The following is a 14,971-nucleotide window of genomic DNA, read 5'->3' as shown; positions in this document are numbered from 1 at the left end:
GCGATGAAAAGCGGTCAGCCGTTGCCGATAGGCGGCAGAAGATGACCGCCGGCCCTCAGCGATGGGCAATGTTCTCCAGCGCCAGATTGCGCGTGCGCGGGCCGAAGTAGCCGATGGTCAGCATCACGATCAACATGCTGCTGACAATGAACGCCAACACGCCGGGCGTACCGAAGTTGTCGAGAAACAGGCCGATCAACAGACTGCTGAATACCGTCGACAAGCGACTGAACGAATAGCAGAAACCCACCGCCCGGGCGCGGATATTGGTCGGGAACAATTCGCTCTGGTAGGAGTGATAACTGAAGCTCAGCCAGGCGTTGCAGAAGGTGATCATCACCCCACAGAAGATCAGTCCGAACGCACTGGTCTGCAGGGCAAACAAAGTACCGAAGGTCATGGCGCCAAGGGCCGAGCCGACAATCTGCCATTTGTTCTCGAAACGGTTGGCGAACTTCACGAACAGCAACGGCCCGAGCGGGTAGGCGAGGGTGATGATGAAGGCGTACATCAAGCTGTGAGTAACGCTGACGCCCTGGCCGGAAAGCAGCGCCGGCAGCCAGTTGCCGAAGCCGAAGAAACCGATGGCCTGGAAGATGTGGAAGACGATCAGCATCAGCGCGCGACGGCGATAGGGCGGCTGCCAGATGTCGGCGAAACGGCCCTTGCCTTCAACGTCCACGGGGACGGCCTCGGGGGCATCCAGCGGTTTACCGTGATCTTTCTCGCAACGAGCTTCAATGCCGTCGAGAATCCGATTGGCCTCATCGAAACGGCCATGCTGAGCGAGCCAGCGCGGCGACTCCGGCAGACGCTTGCGCAACCACCAGATGAACAGCGCAAACACCGCACTGGCCAACACTACCCAGCGCCAGCCACTGACGCCGAACGGCGCCTGTGGTACCAGCCACCACGACATCAACGCCACCGCCGGTACCGACAGGAACTGCACGAAAAACGCGAAGGCAAACGCCGAGCTGCGCATGCGCTTGGGCACCAGTTCCGAGAGGTAGGCGTCGATGGTCACCAGTTCGATGCCCAGACCGATGCCCACCAGAAAACGCATGCAGATGATTCCTGACGCGGAACTCTGAATGCCCATCAGCACCGTCGCGACCGTGTACCAGACCAGCGCGAAGGTGAAGATGGCGCGGCGGCCAAAGCGATCCGCCAACGGGCTGAGCAGACTGGCGCCGAGGAACAGGCCTAGGAAGGTCGCCGAGGCAAAAGCTGCCTGATCAGAGAAACCGAACACACCCTGATTGCCGGTGGCGAAGATGCCGTCGCGGATCAGACCGGGGCTGATATAGGCGGTCTGGAACAGGTCGTAGAGTTCGAAAAATCCACCGATCGACAGCAGCGCCACCAGTCGCCAGATCGTCGCGACAGCCGGGAGGCGGTCGATGCGGGCGGACACCTGGGCGGCGCGAATCGGGTCGATGCCGTCGCTTTGCGCGGCGGCGGGGGCGTGAGCAGTCATGGGCTGATCCATTTTTTATTGATGGAAAAGCTTAGCCTGCTATCGGAGTTAACGGATTGTGAATATTGGCGGTTTACTCCGTTAAACCGCTGATTTTTTGCAATATCTGTTTACGAATTAACGATTTATGCCGCAGCGGTCGAATCCGGTAGCGCTGAGGCTGGCAAGCCGAACACTCGATCAAACAGCCAGTTGAAGGCAAACGTGTAGCAAGGAATGAAGATGATCAGCGCCAGATCCAACAGAAATGCCTGTACCAGACTGATGTTCATCCACCAGGCGATCAACGGAATGAGGAACACGATCAGCGTCAGTTGAAACCCGATGGCGTGGGCAATCCGCCTTTTCACTGTGCGGGTGCGCGACGGTTGGCGGCTTTCCCAGTGCTCGAACAGCGAGGTGTAAATGAAATTCCAGGTCACGGCGATGGTGGTGATGATCACCGCCAATGGCCCGGTGCTGCCCGGTGACGTCCCGGACAACAACGCCAGGCCGAGGGCGGAGAAGGTCATGCCGATCACTTCGTAGAGCGACACGTAGACCAGTTTGCGTTTGACGCCTTGCATGGGGGTTTGCCTCTTTCTTCAAATTCATTGGCCAGCGGGGCTGGCGCAGGCGACGAAAGATAGCTTCAATAGTGCTGACAGAAAAAGTCAGTAGCTTTCAGTTTTATTGATAGGTGGTAGGCGTGAATTTCAACAGCGACAGCATCGAACTGTTTCTCGCGGTGATAGAGCGCGGCTCGTTTTCCGCCGCTGCCCGTGCGCTGGGCAAAGTCCCGTCGGCAGTGAGCATGGGCATCGGCAATCTTGAGGCGGAACTCGGTTATCCGTTGTTCGACCGTAGCCACCGCGAACCGCAGCCGACGGCGATGGCATTGTCATTGGTGCCGCATGCGCGGCTGATCGCCGAGCAACTCAAGCAATTGCGGGTGCACGCGGTGGAGTTGTCGTTGGGGCTGGAGAGCAAGCTGTCGATCGGTGTGGTGGCGGACATCGACCGTCGGCGCTTGCTGGCGGCGATCAAGGTGATGACCGAGCGCCATCCGCTGCTCGACATCGAAGTGCTGACTGCACCGCAGGATGACGTGCTGGCGATGCTGCACAGTGGCCGTGTCAGCGTGTGCCTGGCGTTTGCCGGGTTGAGCGTGAACGTGCTGGAGCAGTTTCAGTTTGTCGGCAGCGAGCGAATGATCGCCACACTGGCGGCGGACAGTCCGTTGTTGCAGGGGAAGGGTTTGTTTTTGGAGGATCTGGTGCACGTCCGGCAGATCTTCGTCGCCAGCCGTGATTTGCCGATCAGCGACACACGGCCACTGGTGGCGCAATCGCACTGGCGCACCGACAGCCTTGAGACGGCGATGGAAATGGTCGAAGCGGGATTGGGCTGGGGCAACTTCCCACTGTCGGTGGTGCAGCCGTGGCTGGACAGCGGACGCTTGAAGCGGCTGAATTTTCGCAACATCGAAAACGGCTTGGTGCTGCCGGTGCATGCGGTGTGGCTCAAGAGCCAGCCGCTCCAGAAGGGCGCATTGGCACTGGTTGAATTACTCAGCCATTAGAAACAGTGAATATCCAATGTGGGAGCTGGCTTGCCAGCGATAGCGTCGTGTCAGCCAACCATTTATCGACTGACCTGACGCCATCGCTGGCAAGCCAGCTCCCACAGGGATTGCGATTGTCCCCTGGCTTTGTGAGTGCCACAAAAAATTGTGGGATCAGGTGCTTTCGCGGATTTTCAGTTCGAAGCCCATGTCTTCCACCGGCCGCGCCACGCTGTTGCCGGCCATCAATGTCAGCATCTGCTCGGCCGCGCGCCGGCCAATCGCTTCCCGTGGGGTGTTGATGCTGCTCAGACGCGGCACCATGTGCTCGGACATCGGCAGATCGTTGAAGCCGAGAATCGCCACTTGCTCGGGAATCTTGATCCCGATACGCAGCGCTTCGAGCAGTGCGCCCTGCGCCAGGTCGTCGTTACCAAAGAAGATCGCATCGACATCCGGATGCGCCGCGAGCAATTGCAGGAACAACTCACCGCCTAAACCAACTGAAGAGGAGCGCGGTGTCAGCACTTCCAGATCCGGGTCGTACTTGCCGGCCTTCTGCAGGGCTTTGCGGAAACCTTCGCCGCGCAGCAACGTACGCTGATCGAGTTGTGCGCCTATATAAGCCAGACGCTTGCGCCCGCGAGAAAGCAAATGCTCGGCCGCGGTTTCACCGGCACTGAGTTGCGAGAATCCCACGCAATTCACCCCTGCCGCACTGTCCAGTTCCATCATGTAGACGCAGGGAATATTGCTGGCCTCGATCATCCGTCGCGAACTTTCGGTGCGATCAAACCCGGTCAGCAGAAAGCCGCGTGGCTGATAAGCCATGTAGTTACGCAGCAGGTTTTCTTCTTCATCGCGCGAGTAGTGGAAGTTGCCGATCAGCACTTCGAAGCCCTTGGGCGTCAACACCCGATGGATGGCTTCCAGCGTATCGATGAACAAGAGGTTGGATAACGAGGGCACCAGAACCACCACCGAATGGCTCTGCGCCGAGGCCAAAGCGCGGGCGGCGGGGTTGACCACGTAGTTGAGTTCACTGGCGGCTTTTTGCACTTTCTCCACAAGTTCAGTGGCCACGGTGCTGACCCCGCGCAAGGCGCGCGAGGCGGTAATCGGGCTGACGCCGGCCAAACGGGCAACTTCGTTCAGGGTGGGACGGCCGGTGGTGCGGGTATTTTTATCGTTTTTAGGGGTGGTCATCGGGCGGCTTGCCAAACAAAAATCAAGGCACTAAGGTAGCGCTGTCCTGATGCAGCTGTAAATGCGTAAGCGAGGTCCTGCCTGATCTTCGCTTTTTGGCGCTGGGAACAAAACCTGCTGCAACCCAAAAAAACGACAAGAAGGCGTCGGCAACTTCTGCCTGTGCACTAGAGTCATAGCTAGCAAAGGTAGCGCTGTCTGCGCGCTGAGGTGTTATATGAGTCATCCCATCACCGCCCTGGTCATCATGGGCGTTGCCGGTTGCGGCAAGACGTGCGTCAGCGAGGCCCTGTGCCAATTGAGCGGCGCCACTGCCATTGAAGGCGATACTTTCCATCCGGCCGCGAACATCGAAAAGATGAGCGCGGGGATCCCCCTGAACGACGACGACCGTGCCGGCTGGCTCGACAGCCTGTGCGATGAACTGCGTCGCGTCGATGCGCTGGGCGAACACCCGGTGCTGACCTGCTCGGCCCTTAAACACAGTTATCGCGAAGTGTTGCGCAGCGCCTTGCCGGGCCTGGGCTTCGTGTTTCTTGAGCTGACCCCTGAAGTCGCGGCCGACCGCGTGTCCCATCGTCCGGGCCATTTCATGCCGGCCACGTTGATCGAAAGCCAGTTCGCCACCCTCGAATCGCCTAAGGGCGAGCCGTTGACCCTGGCGTTGAATGCCTCGATCCACAGCGTTGAAGAACTGGCGTCCCAGGCTCATGTCTGGTGGCAGGCCCACGGTTTGAAGCAGGCGGTATGAGTGTGTTGAAAGAGCTAGCGCTGTCCTCACGAATTCTGTTTAACCCGCTTTAATAACAACAACAAGCCAGGAGACACCCCCAATGTTTGGCATGTCCCACGACGCCTACCTGCTGCTCGATGCAGTAGTGACGGTGATCGGACTCATCATCCTGATCACCAAGTTCAAGATTCATCCATTTATCTCCCTGACCATCGCGGCCGCGTTCCTCGGCCTGACCTCCGGCATGCCGATCGGCACGATCATCAAGGCGTTCCAGGACGGCTTCGGTGGCGTGCTCGGCTTCGTCGGCATCATCCTCGCGCTGGGCACCATGCTCGGCAAAATGATGGCCGAGTCGGGCGGTGCCGATCAGATCGCGCAGACCCTGATTCGCGCGTTCGGTAAAGACAAAGTCCAGTGGGCGATGATGTTCGCCGCGTTTCTGGTGGGCATTCCGTTGTTCTTCGAAATCGGCTTTGTCCTGCTGATTCCGCTGGTGTTCATCGTCGCGCGCCGCACCGGTGTATCGATCATCAAGATCGGTATCCCGTTGCTCGCCGGTCTGTCTGCCGTACACGGTCTGGTGCCACCGCACCCGGGCCCGCTGCTGGCCATCGGCGTGTTTGGCGCTGACATCGGCAAGACCATTCTGTACGGTCTGATCGTCGCGCTGCCGACGGCAATCATTGCCGGTCCGATCTTCGGTACGTTTATCGCCAAGCACATTCCGGGTCACCCGAACCAGGAACTGGTCGATCAACTGGCCCGTGAAAACGATGACTCGGCGAAACTGCCGAGCTTCAGCATCACCCTGATCACCGTGCTGCTGCCGGTGTTCCTGATGCTGCTGAAAACCTTTGCTGACGTGGCGCTGCCGGACGGTCATTTCTTCCGCACCTGGATGGACATGATCGGTCACCCGATCTCGGCACTGCTGCTGGCGTTGCTGCTGTCGCTGTACACCTTTGGCCACAAACAGGGCATTGGTTCTCAGCAGATGCTCAAGTGGCTCGATGCGAGCCTGGCGCCGACCGCCGCGATCATTCTGATCATCGGTGCCGGCGGCGGCTTCAAGCAGATGCTAGTTACCAGCGGCGTGGGCGACGTGATCGGCCACATGGCGGTCAGCGCGCAGATCTCGCCGATTCTATTGGCTTGGCTGGTAGCTGCGGTGATCCGCATTGCAACCGGTTCGGCGACCGTTGCGACCATTACCGGTGCGGGCATTGTGGTGCCGGTGGTGGGGATGATTCCGGGCGTCAACCGTGAGCTGCTGGTACTCGCGACGGGTGCCGGTTCGCTGATCCTGTCCCACGTCAACGACGCCGGTTTCTGGTTGGTGAAGCAGTACTTCAACATGACCGTCGCTGAAACCTTCAAGACCTGGACCGCGATGGAAACCATCCTCTCCATCGTCGCGTTGGGCTTTATCCTGCTGTTGTCGCTGTTCGTTTAAGCGGCGCTTTCGCAGGCACAAAAAAACCGCAGCGATGCGGTTTTTTTGTGGGCGGATTTCGTGGTTTGCGGATCGTTCCCACGCTCTGCGTGGGAATGCAGCCCGGGACGCTCTGCGTCCCAAAGCGGACGCAGAGCGTCCATTGAGGCATTCCCACGCGGAGCGTGGGAACGATCCCAGGTGGGTCAGTTATTTGGTAACTAAGCCATCCGCCCGGAACATCCCGCGAATCCCGCGCACGGCCTGACGAATCCGGTCCTGGTTTTCGATCAGCGCAAAACGCACGTGATCGTCGCCATACTCACCAAAGCCAACCCCCGGCGAGACGCAGACCTTGGCCTCGGCCAGCAGCTTCTTGGCGAACTCCAGCGAACCCAGATGCGCATACGCCTCGGGAATCTTCGCCCAGACATACATCGACGCCTTTGGATTCTCGACCATCCAACCCAGCTCATGCAGGCCTTTGACCAGCACGTTGCGCCGCTGCCGATACTGCTCGGCAATATCGCGCACGCACTGTTGATCGCCTTCCAACGCAGCAATCGCCGCGACTTGCAGCGGGGTGAAGGTGCCGTAGTCGTGATAGCTCTTGATCCGCGCCAGAGCGTTGACCAGTTCCGGATTGCCGACCATGAAGCCGATGCGCCAGCCGGCCATGTTGTAGCTCTTGGACAGGGTGAAAAATTCCACCGCGATGTCCTTGGCGCCCGGCACCTGCATGATCGACGGGGCTTTCCAGCCGTCGTAGACGATGTCGGCGTAGGCCAGATCATGAATCACCAGCACGTCGTATTGCTTGGCGAGGGCGATCACCCGTTCGAAGAAATCCAGCTCCACGCACTGCGCGGTGGGGTTGGACGGGAAGCCGAGGATCATCATTTTCGGCTTCGGAATCGAGCCGCGAATCGCTCGTTCCAGCTCGGCGAAGAAGTCTACACCGGGCACCAGCGGCACCGAGCGCACCTGCGCGCCGGCAATCACCGCACCGTAGATGTGAATCGGATAACTCGGGTTTGGCACCAGCACCGTATCGCCCTGATCCAGGGTCGCCAGCATCAAATGCGCCAGGCCTTCCTTGGAACCGATGGTGACAATGGCTTCGCTTTCCGGGTCGATATCGACCGCGTAGCGTTCCTTGTACCAGTTGGAAATCGCCCGGCGCAGGCGCGGAATGCCCTTGGACGTGGAGTAACCGTGGGTGTCTTCACGCTGGGCAACTTGTACGAGTTTTTCGACAATGTGCGGCGGCGTGGCCCCGTCGGGGTTGCCCATGCTCAAGTCGATGATGTCTTCACCACGACGCCTGGCGGCCATCTTAAGCTCGGCGGTGATGTTGAAAACGTAAGGGGGGAGTCGATCTATGCGCGCAAAGCGGCGCGGCGAACCTTGTTCGGCCATTGTTGCCTCGGATAACGTAAGCGCCCGGAACCGTCCGAGCGACGCTGGTCACTGCGGTGACCTGTTGGCGAAGATAAGGGCTGTGATGGCAGACTGTCCAGCCTGTGCGTAAACAAATTTTCCCAAGGAAATCGGTAGATGGAATTCACCAGCGGCTTCTTGCTGAGCCTTTCGCTGTGCCTGGACATTGGCGTGGCCAACATCGCAATGATCACTTTGGCGATGCAGCGTGGTTACTTTCAGGGCTTCGCGCTCGGCCTCGGCACCTGCGTTGGTGATCTGATTTATGCGGTGCTGGCGCTGGCCGGGATGACGGTTTTGCTGCAATACGAAAGCGTGCGCTGGGTCCTGTGGATCGGCGGTTCGGCGCTGCTGATTTACTTTGCGGCGAAGATGATTTATTCGGCGATCCATCACGAGGCGCAGTTGGCGGCGACGGCCGAAGTGGGGCATAACTCCCATCGCAAGGAGTTCTTTCGCGGGATCTTCCTCGCGATGTCCTCACCGAGCGCAATCCTCTGGTTCGCCGCCGTCGGTGGCACGCTGATCGCCCGTTCCGGTGGCGGTGGCCCCCTAAGTTCGGCGTTGTTCCTTGGTGGTTTTCTCTGCGCGGGGCTGCTGTGGTCGGCCGGTTTGTGCTTCGCCGCGAGCCACGGCGGCAAGCTGTTGGGTGACAAGCTGTTGCGCTATTCCTACATGGCATCTGCGGCGATCTTCTGCTATTTCGCGGTGTACGTGATCGTATCGGGTTATAACGAGTTTGTCGGGTCCGGTGTCGTCGAGCAGTTGCATTCGCTGTAACCGTGCGAATTGGTTTTGGCTTTCTATACTCCCAGCCGAACCCCTTTTCTGTTCCAGGAGTCGAGTCATGGATGAGCAAAAACGCGTCGAAGTGGCTGAACCTCGCTTCGAACATGGACACTTTCTGCTAATTGCAGGTTTTCGCGGTCGATTTACCCAAGACACCGCAAAGGACATCCCCGCGCTGTGGGAAAAGTTCTTGCCGCACCTGGGAAAGATTCAGGGACAAAAAAACGAAGTGACCTACGGGGTTTGCAGCAACTTCGACGGCAAGGGTGGCTTCGATTACATCGCCGGGGTGGAAATCAGCAAACTCGATGACCTCGACCAGAAGGTCTACCAGTGGGTCGAAGTGCTGCCTCGGCAGTACGCGGTGTTTGAACACAAAGGGCCGCTCGATCAGTTGCCGCAGACCCTGCAATACATCTACAAAACCTGGCTGCCGAGTTCCCACTACGTGGAACTTAACGCCCCGGAGCTGGAACGCTACAGCGCCGATTTCAATCCGAAGCTGCACACCGGCAAGCTGGAAATCTGCGTGCCGGTCGACAGCAAAAGAGCCTGAGCACACAACAATGAGGCGGATCAATGATCCGCCTCATGCTTTCACCGCTGTTTACGGCGCGCCCGCAACAGGTCGATGCCCAAGGTGATAAAGCCGAACGTACTGATGCCCAACACCATCAACAGACCGATTTCAACGCTGCTCATAAACGGTTTCCCCCAAGGGTAATCAGAGACACCCCACAGCAATAGCCGCCCCTGGACCTGAAGAAAAGCGCTTATACGCAGGCTTTACGCTGCCCGCACGGATCGATATGAACACCTTATTCCTTTAAGCTGGGCGCACTTTTTCCGCTGATTTCCGAGCTGCCATGAACACCGTCATTCGCAACGTCACCGCTGCCGACCTGGACCGCTGCTACGCCATCGAAACCGTTGCCTATGAAGGCGACGAAGCCGCCACCCGCGAAAAGATCGCCACGCGCATTGCCACCTGGCCCGAGGGCTTTATCGTGGCCGAAGTGGATGGCGTGGTCGCCGGTTTCGTCAACTCGGGCGCGGCGTTTGATGTGCAGATGTCGGACGAGGCGTTCAAGGAACTGATTGGCCACGATCCGGCGGGGCCGAACGTGGTGATCATGTCGGTGGTGGTCCACCCGGATTATCAGGGCCAGGGCCTGGCCAAGCGCTTGATGGCCGAGTTCATCGACCGCATGCGCGGGATGGATAAAGCGACGATTCACCTGATGTGCAAGGAAAAGCACATTCCGCTGTATGCCGGGTTTGGCTTCGCCTACATCAAACCGTCCGAGTCCGACCACGGCGGCATGGCGTGGCACGAGATGATCCTGACTCTGTAAGACATCACACATAACCTGTGGCAACACATAACCTGTGGGAGCTGGCTTGCCAGCGATAGCGGTTGGTCAGTCGACACCAATGTTTTGATGTGCCGACGCCATCGCTGGCAAGCCAGCTCCCACAGGATTCAGTGGTGTCTTGGAGTCCTCAGTAAAGGCTGTCTTGCACCCTTTTTGGCGCTTCGCGGTCGTAGCTATCCGCATCAAACTGGCCGTCATTCAATCGTTTGTGAAAAGCGCCGGCAGAGGGCAACGCCGAACGCGGCAGGTGGGTCTCGGGGTTCCACGCATCCGAGCGCACAAACGCTTTCGAACAATGGAAAAACGCTGCTTCCACTGTCACCAGCAACACGGTTTTCGCCGGTTTGCCATTCACCGCAAAACTCTCCAGCAACGCCGGATCAGCACTGATCTGCGCCGTGCCATTGACCCGCAAGGTCTCGCCAATCCCCGGAATGATGAACAGCAGCGACACCCGTGGATCGTGCAGGACATTGCGCAAGGTATCGATGCGGTTATTGCCCGGGCGATCCGGCAGGGCCAGGGTGCGTTCGTCGATGATGCGCACAAACCCCGGCGCATCGCCACGCGGTGAATTGTCGAGGCCATCGGCGCCGACCGAGCTGACCACCACCAAGGGCGAGACGCGCACCATCGCTTGATAGTCGTCGTTGAGAAAGGTGATCTGCTTGCGCACCGCACGTTCGTGCGGCAATCCGTAAATAGCTTCCAGTGCTTCGATTGAATCGATCATCGTGCATCCCCTTGATGACTTAAAAAAACATTCCCATGCGCCGCTCGTAACCGATTCGACCTTTGTACGCTTCGCCGCTGTCGACGAAACCGTATTTGGCGTACAGCGCGATCGCCGCCTCGTTGTCGGCGTCCACCGACAATTCCAGCCCCTTGATCTCTGGCCATGCCTCGCGCGCAACGTGCGGTAGCGCTTGCAGACAGGCCTTGCCGTAGCCTTTGCCCTGGGCGCGATGATCGACTTGCAACGCATGCAGCGTGGCGCTGTGTTCGTCGGCCCAGGCGGGTAACACAGGCGGGCGCTTGAGCAACAGAAATGCCACCGGCACTTCCTCAGCCAACAGCGCAAAGCCTTTCACGCCAGGGCCGGGTTTCGACAGCAACGTGTGCAGGGCGCCATGAATATCGCCGGAGAACTTGATCTGCTCGGGGTGGATCTCAATCGCCTCGACCTGTTGTCGCTGTAAAGCGTTCAGGCTGTCGTACGGCACGAGTTGGGCTGACACGGGAATTTCCTTTTTCCTACAAAGATGAGTCTCGGATTCTAGCGATTTTGTCTTCGGCGGAAATTTTTTGTTTCGTCTGTCGATCTGTCCAATGGCCGAACGACTAAAGGTGTCTTCACAACAAAAACACGGAGAACACCATGAGCGCACAAAGCGAAATCCAGACCCTGATCAATACCTACCGCGAAGCGGTCATGACCAAGGATGTGGAAAAGGTCATGGCGCTGTACGCCGACGACATCGTTTCTTTCGATGCGATCAAGGCCCTGCAATTCAAGGGCAAACCGGCCTACCGCGCGCACTGGGTGGCCTGCATGGAAATGTGCCCCGGCCCGCACATTTTCGAATTCCACGAAATCGCCATCGAGAGCGCCGACAACATCGCCTTCGCCCACTGGGTGGCCAATTGCGGCGGCACCAATGACAAAGGCGAAACCCAGAGCTGCTGGATGCGCGTCACCGCCTGCTATCGGCAAGTCAGTGGGCAGTGGCGGATCGTCCACGAGCACTGGTCGGCGCCGTTCGATCCGATGAGCGGCGCCACCCTGTTTGATGTGCAACCCTGATCTTCAGCCATAGTTGATCCGTTCGAATCGGGAGAACGCCATGAAATATCTATGCCTGGTCTACAGCGATGAGCGCCTGCTGCATTCATCGCCCGACAGCCCGGAAGACACCGAATGCTGGGCCTACGCCGAGTCGATTCAGGGCAGCGGACGGATGGTCGCGGCCGAAGCGCTGGAGTCGGTGCATACCGCCACCACGGTGCGCATGCGTAACGGCAAACTGTCGATCACCGACGGTCCGTTCGCTGAAACCAAGGAGCAGTTGGCGGGGTTCTACCTGATCGATGCCAAGGATCTCAACGAAGCGATTCAGGTGGCCGGCAATATCCCGGCAGCGCGAGTCGGCAGCGTCGAAGTGCGCCCCGTGCGGCAGTTGAATGTCTGAGGTCCGGGCGCGGGTCGAGCAGGTCTACCGCGAAGAATCGCGGCGGATCCTGGCGACGCTGATTCGCCTGCTCGGCGATTTCGACCTCGCCGAAGAAGCCTTGCATGAGGCGTTCTTCGTCGCGGTCGAGCGCTGGCAGCGCGACGGTGTGCCGGACAATCCGCGCACCTGGCTGGTGTCCACCGGGCGCTTCAAGGCGATTGATGTGTTGCGCCGACGGGCGCGCTTCAAGGCTTCGCAACCGTTGTTGCTGGCGCAACTTGAAGCGTTGGAGCAGTCCGACTGGAGTGGCGAAGACGTGGAAGACGATCGTCTGCGGCTGATCTTCACTTGCTGTCACCCGGCGCTGGCGGCGGATGCGCAAGTGCCGCTGACCTTGCGTGAAGTCTGCGACCTGACCACCGAAGAAATCGCCCGGGCGTTTCTCTCGGCACCGGCGGCGATCGCCCAGCGCATCGTGCGGGCGAAAGCGAAGATTCGTGACGCGAAAATCCCCTATCAGGTTCCGAGCCTGAGCGAATTGCCCGAACGCCTCGACAGTGTGTTGCGGGTGATTTATCTGGTGTTCAATGAGGGCTACTCGGCGTCGATGGGCGCGGAAGTGACGCGTGAGGAGCTGACCCGTGAAGCGATCCGGCTGGGGCGGTTATTGATGGAGTTGTTGCCGGAACCGGAGGTGATGGGGCTCCTGGCGCTGATGCTGTTGCATGAGTCGAGACGGCCGGCGCGTACCTCGCCCAGTGGTGAACTGGTGCTGCTGGATGATCAGGATCGCGCGCAGTGGGATGCCGAGCTGATCGCCGAAGGTTGTGCGCTGATGGAACGGGCGCTGACTACGCGGCGGTTCGGGCCGTATTGTTTGCAAGCGGCGATTGCGGCGGTGCATGCCGAAGCGCCGACGGCCGCAGAGACGGATTGGCAAGAGATCGTCGGGCTGTATGACGTGCTGCTGCGGGCGGTGCCGTCGCCGGTGATCGAGTTGAACAGGGCGGTGGCAGTGGCCAAGCGTGATGGGGCGCTGGCCGGGTTGCGATTGATCGAAGGGATTCTGAATCGCGGTGAACTGCAGGATTACCACCTGGCGCATTCGGCGCGGGCGGAATTCTGTCGGCAGTTGGACAGGGTTGAGGAGGCGCGGGCGGCATACCTCCGCGCTTTGGAATTAACCCGACAAGAGCCCGAGCGGCGATTTATCGAGGCGCGCCTGTCGCAATTGGATTGATCCGAAACCTTCAATGGCAGTGCCGACCCTTTCGCGAGCAGGCTCGCTCCCACATTTGGAATGCATTCTCCTGTGGGAGCGAGCCTGCTCGCGAATGGTGGCACCTTTATTCCAACATCTTGCTCAGCAACCAGCTCCCCGCCGGTCCCGGTGGGTACAGCCGCGACCACAGCGCATCGACAAACACCGGTTTCGGCCAGCCGCGCACGTTCAATTCCACCAGCGTGTCATTGCCGAAACGCTCCACCAGCCAACGCGGCAGCGGTGCCCAGCCGAAACCCATTTCGGCCATTTCCATCAGCATCAGGTAGCTCGGCGCCGACCACACACGGCCCTTAGCGCGACTGTCATACGGATTGATGATCGTCGCCAGGCGCAGTTCGCGATGTTGTTCCAGGATGGTTTGATCGATGTTTTCCAGTGTCGTCAGTGGATGCTCAGGGCTGACAAACAAGGCGATATCGGTGCGCTCGGCGACGGTCGATGTCACCAGGTCTGGCGGATAAATATCCTGCATTTCGGCAAAGGCCAGATGCGCCCGGCCGCGCTGGACCAGCTCGATCAAGTCATCGCACTCGGCAATCAGGCATTCCAGCTCCAGATCCGGATAACGCTGCTCGAACTCCATCAGCGCCGCTTCGAAACGCGCCGATTGGTAGGTGTCGGACAGCGCCACCGTCAGTTTCGGCTCGACGCCCTGGGACAATTGCCGCGCAGTCATTTCCAGACGGCTGTTGGCCGCGAGAATCGCCTCGGCTCGCTGCAGCATGACGTGGCCGGCCGGGGTCAGGGTCGGTTTGCGGCTGCTGCGGTCGAACAGCACCAGGTCCAGATCAATTTCCAGACTCGCCACTGCCGCACTGATGGTCGACTGACTGCGCCCCAGTTTGCGTGCCGCTGCGGAAAACGAGCCTTGGGTTGCCGCCTGGACAAACGCCAACAGCACTTCTTGGGAGGCCATGAACTATCGCCTTGATCGATGGTTATTGGTTATGAAGTATCGGTGTGAGGGCAGATCATGGCAACCATCTTCACTCAAGGAGTCAGGCCATGACTGCCAACAAGTCCCTCACTGAACGTATCTTTCAGGCCATCGGTTTCGAGCTGCTGGCGATCATTATCTGTACGCCGCTGCTGGCGTGGATCATGCAAAAACCGCTGCTCGACATGGGCGCGGTGACGGTGTTGATCGCGTTGCTGGCGCTGGCCTGGAACGTGGTGTTCAACCGCTTCTTCGACCGCATGCTTGAGCGCATGAACATCGCGCACAACGCTTGGGTGCGGGTGGTGCACGCGTTGCTGTTCGAGGGTGGTTTGATCGTGATGGGCGTGCCGTTGATTGCGTGGTGGCTGTCGGTCAGTCTGTGGCAGGCGTTTTTGCTCGACGTTGGTGTGCTGTTGTTCTTCCTGCCGTACACCTACGTGTATCACTGGGGCTATGACGTGGTGCGTGAGCGCTTGATGACCCGCCACGTCTGTGAGGGTTAACTAAAACCTTTGGTGAATGTAAAACCTGTGGTGAGGGGATTTATCCCCGATGGGGCGCGTAGCGGCCCTT

General features: G+C 59.2%; 17 protein-coding genes. 10 read left to right on the top strand and 7 right to left on the bottom strand.

The genetic code is table 11. From position 1 onward, the window contains the following. Positions 1 to 55 precede the first annotated feature (55 nt). Together AC3WMT_RS13595 and AC3WMT_RS13590 are read right to left on the bottom strand one after the other, a co-directional pair. Positions 56 to 1,480, bottom strand: a complete 1,425-nt coding sequence (locus AC3WMT_RS13595) for an MFS transporter (protein WP_103304015.1) — start codon at positions 1,478 to 1,480, stop codon at positions 56 to 58. Positions 1,481 to 1,605: 125 nt separating this feature from the next. Continuing rightward, entirely contained in the window at positions 1,606 to 2,046 is a 441-nt protein-coding gene (locus AC3WMT_RS13590) for a PACE efflux transporter (RefSeq protein ID WP_103304016.1), read from the bottom strand. 122 nt (positions 2,047 to 2,168) lie between these two features. On the opposite strand from AC3WMT_RS13590, the gene AC3WMT_RS13585 reads away from it, so the two are divergent. Further along, positions 2,169 to 3,041, top strand: a complete 873-nt coding sequence (locus tag AC3WMT_RS13585) for a LysR family transcriptional regulator (RefSeq protein WP_103304017.1) — start codon at positions 2,169 to 2,171, stop codon at positions 3,039 to 3,041. A gap of 156 nt (positions 3,042 to 3,197) precedes the next feature. Here AC3WMT_RS13585 and gntR read toward each other — a convergent pair whose 3' ends face one another. Then, positions 3,198 to 4,229, bottom strand: coding sequence for an HTH-type transcriptional regulator GntR (gntR, locus tag AC3WMT_RS13580; RefSeq protein WP_103304018.1), 1,032 nt, complete (start codon positions 4,227 to 4,229; stop codon positions 3,198 to 3,200). 217 nt (positions 4,230 to 4,446) lie between these two features. On the opposite strand from gntR, the gene AC3WMT_RS13575 reads away from it, so the two are divergent. Beyond that, positions 4,447 to 4,980, top strand: coding sequence for a gluconokinase (locus AC3WMT_RS13575; RefSeq protein WP_103304019.1), 534 nt, complete (start codon positions 4,447 to 4,449; stop codon positions 4,978 to 4,980). Between the two features lie 82 nt (positions 4,981 to 5,062). Next, positions 5,063 to 6,418, top strand: a complete 1,356-nt coding sequence (locus AC3WMT_RS13570) for a GntP family permease (protein WP_103304020.1) — start codon at positions 5,063 to 5,065, stop codon at positions 6,416 to 6,418. Positions 6,419 to 6,607: 189 nt separating this feature from the next. Here AC3WMT_RS13570 and alaC read toward each other — a convergent pair whose 3' ends face one another. Continuing rightward, positions 6,608 to 7,816 (bottom strand): alanine transaminase, encoded by a 1,209-nt coding sequence (gene alaC, locus AC3WMT_RS13565; RefSeq protein WP_103304022.1) that lies wholly within the window; start codon positions 7,814 to 7,816, stop codon positions 6,608 to 6,610. A 138-nt stretch (positions 7,817 to 7,954) separates the two neighbouring features. On the opposite strand from alaC, the gene AC3WMT_RS13560 reads away from it, so the two are divergent. The 3 genes from AC3WMT_RS13560 (at position 7,955) to AC3WMT_RS13550 (ending at position 9,981) form a co-directional block, all read left to right on the top strand. After that, positions 7,955 to 8,617 (top strand): LysE family translocator, encoded by a 663-nt coding sequence (locus AC3WMT_RS13560; RefSeq protein ID WP_103304023.1) that lies wholly within the window; start codon positions 7,955 to 7,957, stop codon positions 8,615 to 8,617. Between the two features lie 67 nt (positions 8,618 to 8,684). Next, positions 8,685 to 9,182 (top strand): GyrI-like domain-containing protein, encoded by a 498-nt coding sequence (locus AC3WMT_RS13555; RefSeq protein ID WP_103304024.1) that lies wholly within the window; start codon positions 8,685 to 8,687, stop codon positions 9,180 to 9,182. A gap of 310 nt (positions 9,183 to 9,492) precedes the next feature. Beyond that, positions 9,493 to 9,981 (top strand): GNAT family N-acetyltransferase, encoded by a 489-nt coding sequence (locus AC3WMT_RS13550; protein ID WP_103304025.1) that lies wholly within the window; start codon positions 9,493 to 9,495, stop codon positions 9,979 to 9,981. Between the two features lie 148 nt (positions 9,982 to 10,129). Here AC3WMT_RS13550 and AC3WMT_RS13545 read toward each other — a convergent pair whose 3' ends face one another. Together AC3WMT_RS13545 and AC3WMT_RS13540 are read right to left on the bottom strand one after the other, a co-directional pair. Continuing rightward, positions 10,130 to 10,735 (bottom strand): pyridoxamine 5'-phosphate oxidase family protein, encoded by a 606-nt coding sequence (locus tag AC3WMT_RS13545; protein ID WP_103304026.1) that lies wholly within the window; start codon positions 10,733 to 10,735, stop codon positions 10,130 to 10,132. A 19-nt stretch (positions 10,736 to 10,754) separates the two neighbouring features. Then, the gene (locus AC3WMT_RS13540; protein ID WP_103304027.1) at positions 10,755 to 11,240 is read right to left on the bottom strand and encodes a GNAT family N-acetyltransferase; all 486 of its coding nucleotides are present in this window, start codon (positions 11,238 to 11,240) and stop codon (positions 10,755 to 10,757) included. Between the two features lie 140 nt (positions 11,241 to 11,380). Between AC3WMT_RS13540 and AC3WMT_RS13535 the strand changes: the two genes are divergently transcribed. The 3 genes from AC3WMT_RS13535 to AC3WMT_RS13525 are packed head-to-tail and all read left to right on the top strand — an operon-like array spanning position 11,381 to position 13,413. Continuing rightward, positions 11,381 to 11,806, top strand: a complete 426-nt coding sequence (locus tag AC3WMT_RS13535) for a YybH family protein (protein WP_103304028.1) — start codon at positions 11,381 to 11,383, stop codon at positions 11,804 to 11,806. A gap of 40 nt (positions 11,807 to 11,846) precedes the next feature. Beyond that, a complete protein-coding gene (locus tag AC3WMT_RS13530; protein ID WP_103304029.1) occupies positions 11,847 to 12,191 on the top strand; it encodes a YciI family protein in 345 nt (114 codons plus the stop codon). Continuing rightward, complete coding sequence (locus AC3WMT_RS13525) at positions 12,184 to 13,413, top strand: RNA polymerase sigma factor (protein WP_103304030.1); 1,230 nt, start codon at positions 12,184 to 12,186, stop codon at positions 13,411 to 13,413. The genes AC3WMT_RS13530 and AC3WMT_RS13525 overlap by 8 nt, the downstream gene beginning before the upstream one ends. Before the next feature lie 106 nt (positions 13,414 to 13,519). Here AC3WMT_RS13525 and AC3WMT_RS13520 read toward each other — a convergent pair whose 3' ends face one another. After that, complete coding sequence (locus tag AC3WMT_RS13520) at positions 13,520 to 14,374, bottom strand: LysR family transcriptional regulator (RefSeq protein ID WP_103304031.1); 855 nt, start codon at positions 14,372 to 14,374, stop codon at positions 13,520 to 13,522. Between the two features lie 89 nt (positions 14,375 to 14,463). Here AC3WMT_RS13520 and AC3WMT_RS13515 point away from each other — a divergent pair, with 89 nt between their 5' ends. Then, positions 14,464 to 14,901 (top strand): multidrug/biocide efflux PACE transporter, encoded by a 438-nt coding sequence (locus tag AC3WMT_RS13515; RefSeq protein WP_103304032.1) that lies wholly within the window; start codon positions 14,464 to 14,466, stop codon positions 14,899 to 14,901. Positions 14,902 to 14,971 lie beyond the last annotated feature (70 nt).

It is taken from the genome of Pseudomonas sp. FW305-7, assembly GCF_058786735.1.
This window is presented reverse-complemented; position numbering and strand designations above follow the sequence as displayed.